Annotated in this window: 15 protein-coding genes; 9 read left to right on the top strand and 6 right to left on the bottom strand. The window is 43.6% G+C overall.

Annotated features, from left to right (window positions below):
* Positions 1-12: 12 nt before the first annotated feature.
* Positions 13-1,479 carry a betaine-aldehyde dehydrogenase gene (gene betB, locus MHM99_RS08555; protein WP_014950281.1) on the bottom strand — a complete coding sequence of 489 codons (1,467 nt, stop codon included), beginning with the start codon at positions 1,477-1,479 and terminating at the stop codon, positions 13-15.
* 678 nt (positions 1,480-2,157) lie between these two features.
* Positions 2,158-3,021 carry an META domain-containing protein gene (locus MHM99_RS08550; RefSeq protein WP_239218975.1) on the bottom strand — a complete coding sequence of 288 codons (864 nt, stop codon included), beginning with the start codon at positions 3,019-3,021 and terminating at the stop codon, positions 2,158-2,160.
* A 187-nt stretch (positions 3,022-3,208) separates the two neighbouring features.
* On the opposite strand from MHM99_RS08550, the gene MHM99_RS08545 reads away from it, so the two are divergent.
* Positions 3,209-3,724 carry an Mpo1-like protein gene (locus MHM99_RS08545; protein WP_171337275.1) on the top strand — a complete coding sequence of 172 codons (516 nt, stop codon included), beginning with the start codon at positions 3,209-3,211 and terminating at the stop codon, positions 3,722-3,724.
* 58 nt (positions 3,725-3,782) lie between these two features.
* Here the strand turns inward: MHM99_RS08545 and MHM99_RS08540 are convergent, their stop codons facing one another.
* The 3 genes from MHM99_RS08540 to MHM99_RS08530 form a co-directional block, all read right to left on the bottom strand.
* Entirely contained in the window at positions 3,783-4,439 is a 657-nt protein-coding gene (locus MHM99_RS08540; RefSeq protein ID WP_239218973.1) for a crotonase/enoyl-CoA hydratase family protein, read from the bottom strand.
* Between the two features lie 106 nt (positions 4,440-4,545).
* Positions 4,546-4,752: a hypothetical protein gene (locus tag MHM99_RS08535; RefSeq protein ID WP_239218971.1), complete on the bottom strand. Its 207-nt coding sequence runs from the start codon at positions 4,750-4,752 to the stop codon at positions 4,546-4,548.
* Position 4,753: 1 nt separating this feature from the next.
* The gene (locus MHM99_RS08530; protein WP_232306409.1) at positions 4,754-4,954 is read right to left on the bottom strand and encodes a hypothetical protein; all 201 of its coding nucleotides are present in this window, start codon (positions 4,952-4,954) and stop codon (positions 4,754-4,756) included.
* A gap of 349 nt (positions 4,955-5,303) precedes the next feature.
* Here MHM99_RS08530 and MHM99_RS08525 point away from each other — a divergent pair, with 349 nt between their 5' ends.
* The 8 genes from MHM99_RS08525 (at position 5,304) to MHM99_RS08490 (ending at position 13,345) form a co-directional block, all read left to right on the top strand.
* Complete coding sequence (locus tag MHM99_RS08525) at positions 5,304-7,337, top strand: aminotransferase class V-fold PLP-dependent enzyme (protein ID WP_239218969.1); 2,034 nt, start codon at positions 5,304-5,306, stop codon at positions 7,335-7,337.
* A 144-nt stretch (positions 7,338-7,481) separates the two neighbouring features.
* Positions 7,482-7,763, top strand: a complete 282-nt coding sequence (locus tag MHM99_RS08520) for a hypothetical protein (RefSeq protein ID WP_014950274.1) — start codon at positions 7,482-7,484, stop codon at positions 7,761-7,763.
* A gap of 4 nt (positions 7,764-7,767) precedes the next feature.
* On the top strand, positions 7,768-8,073 hold the full coding sequence (locus MHM99_RS08515) for a hypothetical protein (RefSeq protein ID WP_014977116.1): 306 nt from the start codon (positions 7,768-7,770) through the stop codon (positions 8,071-8,073).
* Between the two features lie 176 nt (positions 8,074-8,249).
* Positions 8,250-9,032 (top strand): RNA methyltransferase, encoded by a 783-nt coding sequence (locus MHM99_RS08510; RefSeq protein ID WP_239218967.1) that lies wholly within the window; start codon positions 8,250-8,252, stop codon positions 9,030-9,032.
* 37 nt (positions 9,033-9,069) lie between these two features.
* Complete coding sequence (gene ylqF, locus MHM99_RS08505) at positions 9,070-10,074, top strand: ribosome biogenesis GTPase YlqF (protein WP_014977114.1); 1,005 nt, start codon at positions 9,070-9,072, stop codon at positions 10,072-10,074.
* Positions 10,075-10,168: 94 nt separating this feature from the next.
* Positions 10,169-12,232 (top strand): glycoside hydrolase family 97 protein, encoded by a 2,064-nt coding sequence (locus MHM99_RS08500; RefSeq protein WP_239218965.1) that lies wholly within the window; start codon positions 10,169-10,171, stop codon positions 12,230-12,232.
* 13 nt (positions 12,233-12,245) lie between these two features.
* Positions 12,246-12,740, top strand: coding sequence for a WbuC family cupin fold metalloprotein (locus tag MHM99_RS08495; protein WP_239218995.1), 495 nt, complete (start codon positions 12,246-12,248; stop codon positions 12,738-12,740).
* A gap of 383 nt (positions 12,741-13,123) precedes the next feature.
* Positions 13,124-13,345 carry an XRE family transcriptional regulator gene (locus MHM99_RS08490; RefSeq protein WP_014950268.1) on the top strand — a complete coding sequence of 74 codons (222 nt, stop codon included), beginning with the start codon at positions 13,124-13,126 and terminating at the stop codon, positions 13,343-13,345.
* Positions 13,346-13,563: 218 nt separating this feature from the next.
* Here MHM99_RS08490 and MHM99_RS08485 read toward each other — a convergent pair whose 3' ends face one another.
* The gene (locus MHM99_RS08485; protein ID WP_156086702.1) at positions 13,564-14,847 is read right to left on the bottom strand and encodes a pectin acetylesterase-family hydrolase; all 1,284 of its coding nucleotides are present in this window, start codon (positions 14,845-14,847) and stop codon (positions 13,564-13,566) included.
* Between the last annotated feature and the right edge of the window lie 177 nt (positions 14,848-15,024).

The raw sequence follows: 15,024 nt of genomic DNA, 5'->3' as shown, positions 1-15,024 counted from the left end.
TCCTACTGCGGCTTAAAACGGGCTCTCAATTTGGCTCATACCTACATAAACCGATTTGGTCTGTGTGTAGCTATTAAGCGTTTCAACGCCGTTTTCACGTCCAATGCCAGACTGTTTGTAGCCGCCTACAGGCATTTCAGCCGGAGAGTTACCATATGCATTTATCCAGCAAATACCGGCTTGAAGCTGGTGGATAACGCGGTGCGCGCGCTGGATATCCTTACTAAATACACCGGCAGCTAAACCTAGCTCAGTGTCATTCGCGCGTGCGATCACTTCGTCTTCATCATCGAAAACTAACACGCTCATTACTGGTCCGAAGATCTCTTCTTTAACGATAGTCATATCGTCAGTGCAGTCAGTGAAAATTGTTGGCTCAACAAAATAGCCATTTGGCGCAGATGCCGGAGAGGCAGCGTTCCCGCCGGTTAATAGCGTTGCGCCTTCTTCTTTTCCTTTGGCAATATAGCCAAGTACCAGCTCTTGGTGCTTTTTAGAAATAAGTGCGCCCAGGTTTACGTTGGGGTCAAGTGGATCGCCCATAACAATGTTGTTTTCGGTACGGGCTTTAAGCTCATCAATAAAGGCTTGATAAACAGAACGTTGAACGTAAACACGGGTGCAGTTAGTGCAGATTTCACCTTGGGTATAAAAATTACCAAGCATAGCGGCGCTAATAGCTTGGCTAATGTCGGCATCTTCGAATACTACAAGCGGTGACTTCCCGCCAAGCTCCATTGTTACGTCTTTTAAGTTCGACGCAGCGGCGCTTTGCATCACTTTTTTACCTGTGCCTACTTCACCAGTAAACGATACTTTCTCTATGTCAGGGCTGTTTGTAAGCCACTGACCTACTTGTGCTGCGCCTTGAACCACATTAAATACGCCGTCAGGTACGCCAGCTTCGGTGAAAATTTCAGCCAGTTTAAGCGCACCCATTGGGGTTTCTTCTGACGGCTTAAATATAAACGCATTACCTGCGGCGAGGGCAGGGCCTGATTTCCAGCAAGCGATTTGAATAGGGTAGTTCCATGCGCCAATACCGGCACAGATACCTAGCGCTTCTTTGCGCGTGTAGAAGAAATCGCCACCCACAGGTTGCTGGGTACCTAGTTGAGTAGGAGCTAGGCCGGCATAGTACTCAATGACATCAGCGCCAGTTTCAATATCAACACAGTCGGCTTCTTGAATAGGCTTACCGGTATCGAGTACTTCAAGCTTTGCGAGTTCGTCATTACGCTCACGAAGCAATGCAACCGCTTTATTAAGAATGCGGGTTCTTTCAATTGGCATCATTGCTGACCACACTGAAAAACCTTCTTTAGCGCTTTTAATTGCTTCTTGTTGAATAAACTCATCAGCCACTTCTACGTGGTAAATTACCTCACCGGTTGCGGGGTTGGTTACAGCAAAGGTTTCTTTGCTTTTGTTTGCCATCGGCTTGCCGTGAATGAAATTCTGATAAGTCGGTAATGACATGCATAAACTCCTACTTTTAAAAGGACTAAAACTTTCGCCAATTTGCGGGTACTGCGAATTAACTTCTATTACGAATACCTGATACGTAGAAATAGTTTCAAAATGATGAATAGTGTTGAAACTATTTTCTCTATTGAGTTGTTAACTTGCTCGAATAGAACACTTTCGCTTTGTAAAAGTCACCCTGTAAAAAACATCATTGCCTACTGCGCCAAATACGCATTATTGAAGGTTTTAAAACGTAATGTCGAACGTCTTTTTACTAATGCTTTTATTTTAATTGGTCGTTCAATAAAAATAAATTGTATAGTGTTCTAACTATTGTTTCAACTTGTGAGCATTGTTACAGAAGCGGAATGGTAAGGAGTAACCTGCGAAATTTTCTGGTAACTAAATGATTTTAAATAGTAAAAGTGCAAACATTAAATATATAAAGAATTAGCTATTCCCATGCTTAATTCACTTTTGATTGACCAATTAAAGGTGCGGAAATGTTTAACTGAAACTAATTGAGTTGGAGGTAAGGGTTAATCTTGAGGGGCCAAAAGCAATTGCTCTAAGCAATTTGATAGTGTTGAAAAGAGAAGTTAAAAGGGCTGCTGAGGCCCTTTCATCATGTGAGATAAATATTAAGGTAGAGACTAAGCCTAAAACCGACAAGTAAACGTCGATTTCGGTTTATGTGCTTAAACTGCAATGGTAATAACCTGAGTTGATCGATAGGGTAGCAACATCCCCTTTATTCCAAAACACTACATTCTTGTTGTTGGTGTATTTTGCCCCCGATGCTGAACGTGATAACTGCACAATGTGATGGGTATTGTTTAATGATAAGGCCAATGTGTCAGGCCCCAGCGTATTTACACGTAATGTAGCGAGATTGGCATTAGGCGTTTCACATTTGTACGTTTTGGTCGACTCTTGTTCATTTGAGCCAACCACATCTTGTTTTTGCGATGAAGTTTGGTCAGACAATTTCGTATCTACATTACTTTTTGTCGTACTTGCCGATTTGTTTGTCGTCGATTGAGAAATCTGTGCGGCAATCGCTCTAATCGTTTCATTGCCACTACTGTCGTAAAGCACCAACCAAGTATTTTCCACTATCGAATAACTTGCCGATGCGGCCAACATTTCGATGAAGCGTTGCTCTTGTTTCATCAGTGCAGGCGCACATGCCTTTTTAGTGAGAATGAGCTTATCAGTGGAAAAGGATTCAGCTGAGCTTTTATCACTAAATACCGTATCGGCTTCATCAACATCTAGCGCTCCGGTAAACTGATTACAACCTGTACTGCCGCTTACTCTGCTAGTGTCTCCGTTTGAATTTACGTTAAGCGTAACATGGCTGAAATCGATAATTCCTGCTCGGTCTATACTTTCAACCTGCCAATGACTATCCGCTAACGTAAGTGGTTTGCCTTCGGTATGCTTTTCACTACCTTCACTTTCATTTGAATAGAGAGAGGAGACCGAGCTGCACGCTGTTAAAGAAAGAAGCGCAGAACCTGTCAAAACCCAAAGGTACTTCCTGTAAGTCATGAAAACTCCAATTGTTTTTAATCAATTTCACTATGATTCGCGATAGCCAACTAAGTTCATCTTTAATCGTTGAGCTCAAATAGCACGAAGAGCACAACTATACCTCCGCTTTGTCGTCAAAACGACAGTTCGTAAGCGAATGAACGGAGTAAACTAACACCTTGATATAACTTATGGGTGACGCAGTATGAAAAATTTAGAACAGCACTTGAGTGAGTACGCCAAGTACCACAGAGATCAAAGAAACATATACACCCATTATGTCGGTATTCCGCTAATTGTTTTCTCGGTTTTCTGTCTACTAAGTAAGCCTGCGTTTCTAGTTAGCGCGCCAATTTTTGGAGATATGATCATAAGCCCAGCGCTCTTTGTTTGGGCAATTGGTAATGCGTTCTACATTAAGTTAGATATAAAACTTGGCATAGTGATGACGCTTTTTACGGGGGCTATGGTCTATTTCGCTCAACCCATCGCACAGAATGAAGTGGGAACATGGCTTGCTATTTCACTTGGTATTTTTATTGGTGGTTGGGTGCTTCAATTTATTGGTCATCACTATGAGGGTAAAAAGCCTGCGTTTGTCGACGACATAATGGGGCTGGCGATAGGACCACTATTTGTGCTTGCGGAATTAAGTTTTGAGCTAGGCCTTCGAAGTGCACTTAAGGAAGAGATAGAACGCCGTTCTGGCCCTGTAAAGTAATCACTTCTAAACAACGCGTTGAAATAACCAGTCTCAACGCGTTATTACAAACTAGCGCCTAGGCTTGCATCTTGGCTATTGTCTCTTTACGCAACTGAAGCTTAGATTCAGCAAAAGACTGTCTAGGCAACATCTTCAACTTTTCTGCATAACCCATGGCCGTTGCTAAAACCTGCTCTTGAGGCACCGCGGCGTCGATAAAGCCCGCTTTCACTGCTTCTTTACCTTGGTAAATACGTGAAAAAAGCAATGCTTCAGTTTGAGACGTATTCGCTAGTCTAGCTTTGACTAGCTCCATACCGAAAGGCGGCAGCACCATACCAATGGCGGTTTCATTAAGCCCATATTTAGTATCTGCGTCTTTACCAATACGCAAGTCGGCAGCTAAAAGCATAATAGCGCCCATTGCAATGCTGTGACCTTCAGCAGCAACGACAACAGGTAGTGGGAAGCTATAAAGACGTACGATTAACTCAGCGCCTTTTGATACCAACTCGTGTTGTTTTGCTTTGTCGTCGGCTTTCATTACCGATAAATCAAACCCGCCGCAAAACTTGCCTTCACCGCCGTGTAATACAACCGCTTTTGCGTTTTGCTCTGCTTCATCTAAGGCATCGTTAAACTGCTGAATAAGCTCAAAGCCAACGGCGTTAACTTTTCCGTCGTCAAAGGTGATTACTGCAATATCGTTATTAATAGCTAAATTAAACGCCATGGTATGTCCTGTCACTTTCTTAGTAGGAATTAATTTACGTTACGCTCTGTTAAGCGCAACTTTCTAGCAGTGATTGTAGGTAATTGATTTCTTTTATGATAGTGCTTTAGGCTTCATCTTCGGGATATGTGCTATGAATATCGGTGATAATTCGCGGAAGTTCTGCAATAAGCTTCTTTTTATATCGGCGTTGTCTGCGACGCGCTTTCGCGTTATTAGCACGCCATTGCGCACGTTTATCTTTCACATTTCGCTCTAGGTCTTGGCCATCCTCTATTAAAATTGCGTCGTTAACGGTTGTTCGTTTTGTCATACTAAAACTCCAGTTTTAGCTGCTTATTGCGCCATTGTTTCGATCGTTGGTTGAGTGCGTGAAGCGAGACACTCTCAGTGGCTATTTGTTTGGCAAGGTTTAATGCTGCGCTGGCTTGCTCGTCGGTCAGGTTGTTATAGGCCGGCGAGGGAATGACCTCATACCACGCACAGCCGACAATATTGTCTAAAATCACCCGCATAAAGCAGTGGTCATGATGTATTGGCCAGGCGTTTTTCTTTGTAGATGCAATAGAAGGGAGCACATTTTTCGCGTAGTGTAGAAATTCTCGTAGGTTCTTCGTGTGCTCCGTTGATTTTGAAAGATAAGCGTGTGGGAATTGGTTCTGAAGGGAAGGTGTGTGCATGCGTGATTTAGCCCTCGTCCAATTCGTTTACGCACTTTTATTACGACATAGCAAGAGTTTACACGACACCAGTGAAATTCAGAGTTACACTATTTTTAGTTTTTCGATGTTTAGTTTATTGATTCTTAGTTTTACGAGTTTTAGCCTAGCGCTAAATGCTCATTATTAATTACATGGTTGGTTAATGCGCCCTCATTTAAAAATTCTTGTTATAGAAGATGCTGTTGATTTATTGGAACAAATCACCTCGAGTATAGGCAACACCATCACTTACTTTGACCGAAGTGACGTTGAAATAAGCCTGCTTGAAGCGAACTCCGTTGCAAAAGCACTGCAATTTGTTCGTGAAGACGGTGACATTCAGGCTGTGGTATTTAGCTGGGATGTGGTGGCGAAGGTTAAAGAGCTAACAGACGTAGTGCCTTTAAATGGCGTACTTAATGAAAATACGAGCCCCGCAGCCGAAAGCGTCAGTTCACAAAACGCGAACGAGAAAACCACAGCCGAAAGGTCGTCTGCACGCAACGCTGTTATTGATAATAACGCCAGAGTTATCGACGCCATTAAACGCATTCGGCCTGAACTTCCCGTGTATGTCTTAGGCGATGCAGTAAAAGGGTTGGATATTGTAAACCAAGCCAATGGCATTGAATCATTCTTCTATCGTAACGACATTATTTCAGACCCAGAGTCCATTTTGGGTTATATCATCAATGACTTTGATGATAGAAACGAAACGCCGTTTTGGACTGAATACAAAGACTATGTAGTAGAGTCTAATGACTCGTGGCATACGCCAGGTCACAGCGGTGGCGCAAGCTTTAGAAATTCACCCTACATTAGTGATTTTTATCGTTTCTTTGGCCGTAACGTGTTTGTTAGTGACTTATCGGTAAGCGTAGACTCGCTGGGCTCCTTATCAGATGGTACCCACGCGATCGGAAAAGCGCAAGCCGCTGTTGCCAATACATTTGAAGTTCGCCATTCCTATTTCGTCACGAATGGTTCTTCGACATCAAACAAAATTATTTTGCAGACGCTGTTGCGTGAGGGCGACAAAGTTATTGCCGACAGAAACTGCCACAAGTCAGTGCACTACGGCATTATTCAGGCGCGAGCCATGCCTGTGTATTTAGACAGTGTATTTAACCCTGAATATGGTATTTTTTCACCGCCTAGAATGGCGCAAATTAAGCAGCTTATTGAAGAAAATACTGACGCTAAACTTATCGTACTGACGGGTTGTACCTATGACGGGTTACTTACCGATCTTAAGCAGGTGGTAAATTTAGCCCATGAGCATGGCATTAAAGTGTTCATTGACGAAGCATGGTTTGCGTATTCCTTGTTTCACCCTGCATTGCGTGACTACTCGGCTATCGCCGCTGGGGCAGACTATATTACTCACTCTGCGCACAAAGTGGTGTCGGCGTTCTCGCAAGCATCCTTTATTCATGTAAACGATCCAGATTTCGATAAAGACTTCTTTAAAGAAGTGTTTGCAATTCACACCAGTACCTCGCCCAAGTATCAACTCATTGCCTCGCTTGATGTATGTCGTCAGCAGCTGGAAATGGAAGGCTACAAAATCCTTAATGAGCTTCTAAGCAATGTTGCCGAACTCAAATCGCAAATGGCCAAGTTCAAGCGACTTAAAATACTCTCGCCTAGTGACTTTGCAAATATGTTTTCTCACTTTGAAAGCGATAACATTGGGCACGACCCGCTTAAAATCTTAATTGACGTATCTGCGCTAGATTACTCTAATCAAGAAATACATCGTTTCTTGATGGACGAAGTCGGTTTAGAAATAGAGAAGTTCACTCATAGCACTATTCTAGTACTGCTTACGCTAGGTGGAATGCGCTCTAAAATTGTAAGGCTGTACAACGCGTTAAAACGTCTTGATGATGGCGCCGTTAACCTAAGCAAGCGCAAGAGCAAGAGTCCGTTACCGGCAGACATTCCGCCAATTCATTTAGACGACCTTCCGTCAAAAGCGTTTTTCAGCCCTAGGGAAGCCATTCCATGGCAAAACAGCGTTGGACGCACTGCAGCAGGTTTAATTACACCGTATCCGCCTGGTATTCCGCTTATTGTTCCTGGACAGAAAGTGGAACAAGCGCATATTGATTACCTTCAGGCACTGGCAAGCCAGAAGCTTACCGTCCAAGGTATTTACGACGGTGAAATTTATGTTGTAGCTGACCAACAGTAGGAAAAAAAGCGAACCAAACCAGTTTGGACGGTGCTTTAGCTCTTAAGTGTTAAAACCCGTCCATCGAACAGTTTCTATTTGTTATTCCATTTTTTACCCTGTTTTTGGCTTCGAATGGAAGCCTAATAAAACAAGGAAATGTAAATGAAAGAGTTAAATACAAGTGAAATTGAAATGGTGTCCGGCGGCTTTGATGGTTGGGAGCAGCTAGGCGTTGGCATTGCTATGATTGGTTTGGGTATTGCCATTGTTGGCACAGCAGGGTTAGCAACTGTGCCCATTGCTCTTGCGGGCGCTGCAACGCTTGGTGAAATCGGAGTTGGTGTCGTTGGTATTGGTTTAGCAGGCGCAGGTGGATTTGCCGCTGGCACGTCATTAGCGTCAACGAGTGATGATACTCAAGAAGCAACAACATTAGACGAGTAATTCAATGTTTAAAGTACAAATTCAAGGTGGCGATATCACCTCAGTTGCATCGTTAAGAGTATTGCGTACTTTATGGCCGCTTTCACTAAAAGCGGTAGAAGAGTTGGCTACAGCGTTGAAAAAGCAAAACGAGTTTGTGCTGGTGGAAGGTGTGACGGAAATATTTGCAACAGAACTTGCTCACGAGTTTAAAAGTGCAAATGTTGTATGTCAGATTTTACCAAGTGAAAAAGAAGAGGCCTGCTTATGTATTCCAATTGGTGAGCCACGCAAACGTTGGAACGCTTTAGGTGTCTTGGTATCTCGGTAATTAAAAAGGCGTTTACAAGTATATTTGAAACGCCTTTTTGATACTCTCCTTTATCCCGTATTTCTCCACTACAATCTTTTTCTCTCATTATTTGTTTCACTATTAAGCGTTGCCGCTTTGCGTTTTGGGTTTCATACCTTACACTTGCGCCGAAAGTTATAAAAAGGGCAGTGCAAATGAAACTAAGTGACGTGAAAAAGCTTCATCAAAAGAAATTTAGAACGCAGTTCGGATTCTATTTGGTGGAAGGAGAGCACTTAGTTTTAGAGTTAATTAATGTTGCTCAGCATGACAGCAGTACATTAGGGGATATCACCCTCTATGTGACAGCTGATTATGAGGCGTGGGTGAAAGAAAGACTTGATTTTTCAGCCTCTAAAATGAAGGTAGAAACGGTATCGTCTCAACAAATGCAGCAACTCAGCGATACTAAGTCACCTCAAGGTATTATTGCTCGCGTTCCACTTCCTAACTCCGCGTTATATTCAGAGCGGTCACAAACCAGCATTTTAGCAAATAAATCCAGTACCGAAAAGTACATCTATTTGTATGAAGTTCAAGACCCTGGCAACTTAGGCACCATACTAAGAACGCTAGCGTGGTTTGGGGATTTTACATTATTACTAAGCCCAAATAGCGTAGATCCATACAACTCGAAAGTTGTACGCTCAAGTATGGGGGCTATTTTCCATGTAAACATGGAATTAAACGTGGCGCTTGAAAGCCTAGGCGAGCGGTTCGAACGTTTCGCTTTCTTGGATATGAACGGTGACAATATTACCTCAGACACTTTTGGTGATTATCAGTGTTATCTGTTTGGTAACGAAGCCCGTGGCGTGCCTGTTGACGCACTATCACAGCTTAACGCAAAGGCGTATACCATTACGGGAAGCGGTAAGATTGACTCGCTAAATTTAGCCAGCGCTGTGAATATTTGCGCTTATGAATTAACCCGTTAAGTTCAGCCCCTCAACTCGATTACGATAGGAATTAACCATGGCATTACAATGGTTCCCAGGGCATATGCACAAGGCCCTGAAAGAAATTAAAGAGTCGCTTAATCAAGTAGACATTCTTATTGAGGTGCTTGACGCGCGTATTCCATATTCCAGTGAAAACCCCGAAATTGCAAAAATACGCGGCGATAAGCCCTGTATTAAAATTCTTAATAAGTATGATTTGGCAGACCCAGAAATTACTGCGCGCTGGCAGGAGAGCTTAGAGAAAGAGCGCGGCGTGAAGACGATCACGACCTCTAGCGATAACCCGGGCAACAGCAAGCAAATCATGCAGCTGGTTAAAAGCATTTGTTCGTATAAAGAAGGTCAGCCAAAAGCAATTAAAGCTATGATCACAGGTATACCTAACGTGGGTAAATCGACGCTAATTAATATTCTAGCCGACCGAATCATTGCTAAAACAGGCAACGAGCCCGCTGTAACGAAAAGCCAGCAGCGCATAAATTTAGGCAGCGGTATTATCTTGTTTGATACACCGGGAGTACTGTGGCCTAAGCTTGAAAACCCACATTCAATTTATCGGTTAGCTTCATCGGGCGCTGTTAAAAATACTGCCATGGAATACGACGATGTCGGTTTTTTTGCGGCAGATTACCTCATTAAAGCGTATCCAGAGGTAATGAAGGAGCGCTACAAGCTGGACGAGTTGCCAGATACTGAAATAGAGTTTCTGGAAGCCGCCGCCAAAACGCGTGGGGCAATTCAAGCGGGTGGTCGTGTAAACCTTCATAAAATATGCGAGATCCTGCTTAAGGAACTGCAGTCGGGTAAGTTAGGGCGAATAACCCTTGAGACACCAGAAATGCTGGAAGTCGAAAAAGAAGAAATGGCACTTGAGGCGGCGAAGAAAGCTGAAGCGAAAGCCAAGCGTAAAGCAAAATTCAAAACAGGCTCGTTAACGCCGGATAAGAAAGATCGGAAAGAAAAACGAGAAGAGAAGCGTCAAGAACAAAGCCGTAGGATGAAGAAAAATAAGCGCTAACCAAAAAATAGGCTTAATCGATTAAGAAATAGGTTGCAAAAATTCGCTATCACTTGATACTAACATTAGGTTAACAACTTTTGTTGGATATTTGATGCGCGTATTTTTGCTCCTTCTATTGGCCGTCTCCTTGCCTTCAATAGCTAATGAGTTGTCGGTTCTCTCCCCAGATAAAAAAGTAAAGTTATCGTTCACAGATGATGGCGAATTAGCGCAATATCGGGTGTCATTTAACGGAGAACCCGTTTTAGGGCTCGGTAAGCTTGGTTTTACTTTTGCAAAAGCCGCCCCTTTATATCGCGACTTTAAAGTAGAAGAGATAAGCAGGAATACGGTGGATCAAACATGGCAGCAGCCGTGGGGAGAGCAGCGAGACATTCGCGACAACCACAATGAGCTTTTGGTCAAGTTCTATAACCCAAGCGATAAAGACCGCACTTTTCTTGTAAGAGCCAGAGTTTTTAACGATGGCATCGGCTTTCGCTACGAGCTACCTGCAAGCGGTAATCGCATAATTACTAGAGAGCTGACTGAATTTAACTTAGTCGATTCTCATCAAGCAAAAGCGTTTTGGATCCCTGCCCATGGTCGAGATAGATATGAATATGTTTATCAATCCACTAATCTGCAAGACGTTCACACCGCTCACACGCCATTCACGGTGAAGTATGAAAACGGCACTCATGTCGCTATTCATGAAGCTGCCCTTGTTGATTACGCGGGTATGAGCCTTAAAAGACAAGAGTTAGGGCGTTTTACAGCGTCGCTGGCACCTCGTCACGACGGGAGTTTGGTGCATAAAACCGGTAGTTTTGTTACCCCATGGCGCACCATTACGTTAGGAAATGACGCAACGGATTTGGTTAATTCATACCTTGTTTTGAATCTCAATGAGCCAAATAAACTCGGTGACGTGAGCTGGGTTGAACCAGGAAAATACATAGGTATTTGGTGGGGAATGCACATTGATGAGTATACGTGGGGCTCTGGAGACAAGCATGGTGCTACTACTCAGCGCACAAAGCAATACATGGACTTCGCCGCTAAACACGGTTTTGATGGTGTATTGGTTGAAGGTTGGAATAAAGGTTGGGATGGTGATTGGATAGCGAATTCAGAGTTATTTTCTTTCACAGAAAGTTATCCAGACTTTGATATTGAAGCGGTGACCAGCTACGGCGAGAACGTTGGCGTGAAGTTAATAGGACACCATGAAACATCAGGAGGAATAACCAACTACGAAGCGCAGATGGAAGACGGTTTTGCCCTGTACAACAAGCTGGGGGTTTCTCAAATTAAAACGGGCTATGTTGCCCATGGCCAAAATCTCAAAGTGCGCGACGACAACAACGTACTGCGCTATGAATATACCGACAGCCAGGACGTGGTAAATCATTTCATTAAAAACGTCACAACCGCTGCGAAATATCAGTTGTCCATCAACACTCATGAATCGGTAAAAGATACCGGCCTTCGCCGTACTTATCCGAACTGGATATCGCGAGAAAGCGCTCGTGGTCAGGAATACAACTCAGGGTGGGCGGCACCTAATCCGTTTAACCATATTCCCATGTTGGCGTTTACTCGCATGCTCGCTGGTCCGATGGATTTCACACCTGGCATTTTCAATTTTGACTACATAAGAAAAAATGACGGCGGAATAGAGTGGGGCAAAGGAGAGGTTATGCGCCCTCAAACAACGCTTGCCAAGCAACTGGCCCAATATGTAGTGCTGTACAGCCCTATCCAAATGGCAGCAGACTTACCTCGTAATTATGAGAATAATTTACCGGCGTTTCAGTTTATTAAAGACGTCCCTACAGATTGGTCTCATAGTAGAGCGCTTCAAGGGGAAGTGGGCGAATATATTGTAATGGCGCGTAAAGCGAGCAAGCACACATCCTACTCTGAAAACGATTGGTTTGTTGGTGCGATTACGAATGAAGAAGCCAGAGAGTTATCATTGCCACTAACCTTTCTAGAGGAAGATCAACAGTATGAAGCGCAGCTCTATCTGGATGGAGAGAAAGCGCATTGGAAAACAAACCCCTACGCAATGAACATCGAGAAAAAGGTAGTGACGTCTGCTGATGTCTTGTCATTAAAGCTTGCGCCATCGGGGGGAGGAGCGATACGCTTTAAATTACTATCGCAATAATAGACAGGGTGTGATGTTGGATAAGATTCAGTATTTTGATAATGCGTTGTTTGAAACGCTTAAACAGTCGGCTGAGGAAAGTCCTCGCCGACGGGCTAATTTAAACGTACATAAATCTTATACCGACATGGTACAGCGTTTGTTTATTGCAATGATGCCTGACTCCTACGTGCGGCCTCACCGACATGTACAGCCTCATAAATGGGAGTTCTTCATGGTGGTAGAGGGCGAGTTGGACATTCTATTTTTCAGCGACGATGGCGAAGTTGAAAACAGAATAACGCTAACGGCTCGTGGAGAGACCTGCGGAATTGAGATTCCTCCTAATACCTGGCACGCAACGGTGTGTCATAGCCCAGTAGTTTTCATGGAAGTTAAACAGGGTCCTTACGAAGTCACCGATGATAAAGGCTTTGCAAGCTGGTCTCCTGAAGAAGGAAACGACCAGGTCCCCAATTTTCTAGCATCACTGAAGAAAGCGGCGGTGGGTGATAGCGTAGCCTTTTAAAGGCACTTCTTGTCTAATCACGCACTCATAGCATGCTTTAGGCACTTTCCTTTTTGGAAAGTCATTGCTATTGCTTATCTACATGGTATGGTTAAGGATAAGTGACAGAAGGCCGCTGCTAAGTTTTTGAAAAGCACCGAAGCCTCAACATTTAGCTTAGTCGCGGCACAGGGTCGTTTGTACAAGCACATTGTGAAAAGAGAATTATCATGCAAAACGTTTCAACTGGTTATTTTTATAATTTTAATTACTGATTGCACCTGACCGTCGGTGTTCAGGGGCAAGTATTGGCTTCTGGGCACTGCAGGTAGAACGTTTTGCAAAAGCCCAGAAGGTATCACCATCTGGGCTTTTTTAATGCCCGTAATTCTCGGTAAAAGACAATGAAAGAAATCACACTAGGTGACATCAGAAAGCAGCACAGAGTTAAACAGGAAGTAGTAGCAATGGCGTTATCGGTCACAGCTTCTGGTGTAAGTAAGTTGGAATCAAAACGTATTCAGGACGTTTCACTTCAACGTGCGGCTGCATATTTAGCTGCGGTTGGCGGGAACATGAAAATTGAAGTAACTATGCCTGATGGCGCTACTTTACAAGTAGGGTAGTAGGGCGTGTTAATTTGTTGCTGCATAAATGCACAGCAAGGAACGACAAATCCTAGTTTTAATACCAGTCCTCATAGATAATTACCCACTCAGCGAGACTTAAAATGTTCGTAATCGCGGCGTGTTACCGCAGGTAAAAATATGGCTAATCCAACCACTTCCGGGTTGGACTTGCCATGTTATTGATTACTTTTTATTACAAGTTCGCACTACGTATCCTAGTGATAGTATGCCGCGCTATTTTCTCTAAAGCGGCGTGACGTAGCAAACGTGTGTAGCCATTCGTTAAAGGAAATACCTCGCGCACTCTGCTCATGATAAAATGGGCTAGGTGAGGATACTGGGAAGGCATTATCTTCACAAAAATCGTTTAGCACCATGTGGCAGGTGCCTTCACCAAGGTAAAATTGATAATTCCAAGTGAAAGCTGACAGCGCATGAAGTGACGCATTAGCCTGAAGCTGCCAGCCAAGTATGTAGCCTAAATCAGATTCTGTTACACCCCATGTCGTTGGGTCTAAATTACCTCTAGAGACCTGATCAGAGATTTTAGAAAACTGAATTTGAACAATGTCGGTTCCTGTTGAATATTGCGCAAAACGGTTCCAAGGGTACTGATAAGCTAATCGCAGCATCACCTGCTTATTGAGCGTTAGATGGTTAAAATTGCCAATCAGTGATTGGAAATTACGTGGTAGTGTATCTTCTATCCCCCATGGCCCTTGATAGTTTAGGACTGTTTGCGTAAAGCCTCGGGATATAACACCAAGCGACGCATCAGCGAAGAGGGCAACCTTTGTGCGACCAAACAGCGATTGGAAGTAGGGGAAGTTGAACGTTGCACCATAACCGCCCGCACTGCTTCCACTGAGTAGAACTTTGTTGGGTGATAAATCATCGTTGTTCAGTTTTTCTTTAATCCACTGCATAACAACTAGCGCGTTGTCGTGACCACGGTGCTTTAAAGTAACTTCGGCACCAGGTAGACCTGTAACGATACCAAGCTCGTCAACGTACTGCGTGTCTTTTGAGCCTAAGTGTAGGTCGCCAGTACAGTAGGGAATGAAAACTTTTGACCAAGTTTGAAAAGGGTTCTCTTGTGTATCTTCAAATATTCCGCCTGAAATAAATGGCGTATTTTCGATTACGGCTGATGGGTTATATGCGGCTCGCGACATCGGGTTGTCGTCAAACTCAAGCTGCATTGACGCTAAGCAAGTGGCACTGTCCCAGCAGGCGCCGCCACCATTGAAGTAGATAAGTAGGTTATCACTTTCTCCTTGTTCGAAATAAAACGAGAATGGGTTGGGTGCTAACCCCTCTGGTCCCGGTAAAGCGGGAAGAGAACATGATGGGTAAACGGTTTTTTCACCGCCGCCAGGTACTGATACCACCACCTCATTTTCAGGAGTGATTTGCTCCCATTGTGCAAAGGCATTATGGGCACAGAAACTCAGTGCCATTACAGCAAAATAGCGAAAACGTTTAGCGTAAGAATGCATAAACAATTCCTTTTGACATAGATAAACATGGTTTGAATAGTAAGTTTGATTCGGCTGTTATGAGAAAATTGAACTTCCTGAAACTTTCTCAATCGATCTCATTAGCGCGTAACTAAGACAATTCATAGCGAGCGCTATACATTCATGATCGTGAATTGCGCCACGAACTGTGGCTAT

Origin of the sequence: Alteromonas sp. MmMcT2-2 (assembly GCF_022348305.1) — a bacterium.
Classification (GTDB): domain Bacteria; phylum Pseudomonadota; class Gammaproteobacteria; order Enterobacterales; family Alteromonadaceae; genus Alteromonas; species Alteromonas macleodii.
Note: the sequence above shows the minus strand (reverse complement) of the source record. Positions and strands in the feature narration are given on the sequence as shown.

Bases quoted from the DNA above. Each gene is read 5' to 3' on its own strand.
- MHM99_RS08485 (WP_156086702.1), bottom strand. From the start codon at position 14,847: ATGCATTCTTACGCTAAACGTTTTCGCTATTTTGCTGTAATGGCACTG.
- MHM99_RS08525 (WP_239218969.1), top strand. From the start codon at position 5,304: ATGCGCCCTCATTTAAAAATTCTTGTTATAGAAGATGCTGTTGATTTA.
- betB (WP_014950281.1), bottom strand. From the start codon at position 1,479: ATGTCATTACCGACTTATCAGAATTTCATTCACGGCAAGCCGATGGCA.
- MHM99_RS08500 (WP_239218965.1), top strand. From the start codon at position 10,169: ATGCGCGTATTTTTGCTCCTTCTATTGGCCGTCTCCTTGCCTTCAATA.
- MHM99_RS08540 (WP_239218973.1), bottom strand. From the start codon at position 4,439: ATGGCGTTTAATTTAGCTATTAATAACGATATTGCAGTAATCACCTTT.
- MHM99_RS08495 (WP_239218995.1), top strand. From the start codon at position 12,246: ATGTTGGATAAGATTCAGTATTTTGATAATGCGTTGTTTGAAACGCTT.
- MHM99_RS08530 (WP_232306409.1), bottom strand. From the start codon at position 4,954: ATGCGGGTGATTTTAGACAATATTGTCGGCTGTGCGTGGTATGAGGTC.
- MHM99_RS08490 (WP_014950268.1), top strand. From the start codon at position 13,124: ATGAAAGAAATCACACTAGGTGACATCAGAAAGCAGCACAGAGTTAAA.
- MHM99_RS08550 (WP_239218975.1), bottom strand. From the start codon at position 3,021: ATGACTTACAGGAAGTACCTTTGGGTTTTGACAGGTTCTGCGCTTCTT.
- MHM99_RS08510 (WP_239218967.1), top strand. From the start codon at position 8,250: ATGAAACTAAGTGACGTGAAAAAGCTTCATCAAAAGAAATTTAGAACG.
- MHM99_RS08520 (WP_014950274.1), top strand. From the start codon at position 7,482: ATGAAAGAGTTAAATACAAGTGAAATTGAAATGGTGTCCGGCGGCTTT.
- MHM99_RS08535 (WP_239218971.1), bottom strand. From the start codon at position 4,752: ATGACAAAACGAACAACCGTTAACGACGCAATTTTAATAGAGGATGGC.
- MHM99_RS08515 (WP_014977116.1), top strand. From the start codon at position 7,768: ATGTTTAAAGTACAAATTCAAGGTGGCGATATCACCTCAGTTGCATCG.
- MHM99_RS08545 (WP_171337275.1), top strand. From the start codon at position 3,209: ATGAAAAATTTAGAACAGCACTTGAGTGAGTACGCCAAGTACCACAGA.
- ylqF (WP_014977114.1), top strand. From the start codon at position 9,070: ATGGCATTACAATGGTTCCCAGGGCATATGCACAAGGCCCTGAAAGAA.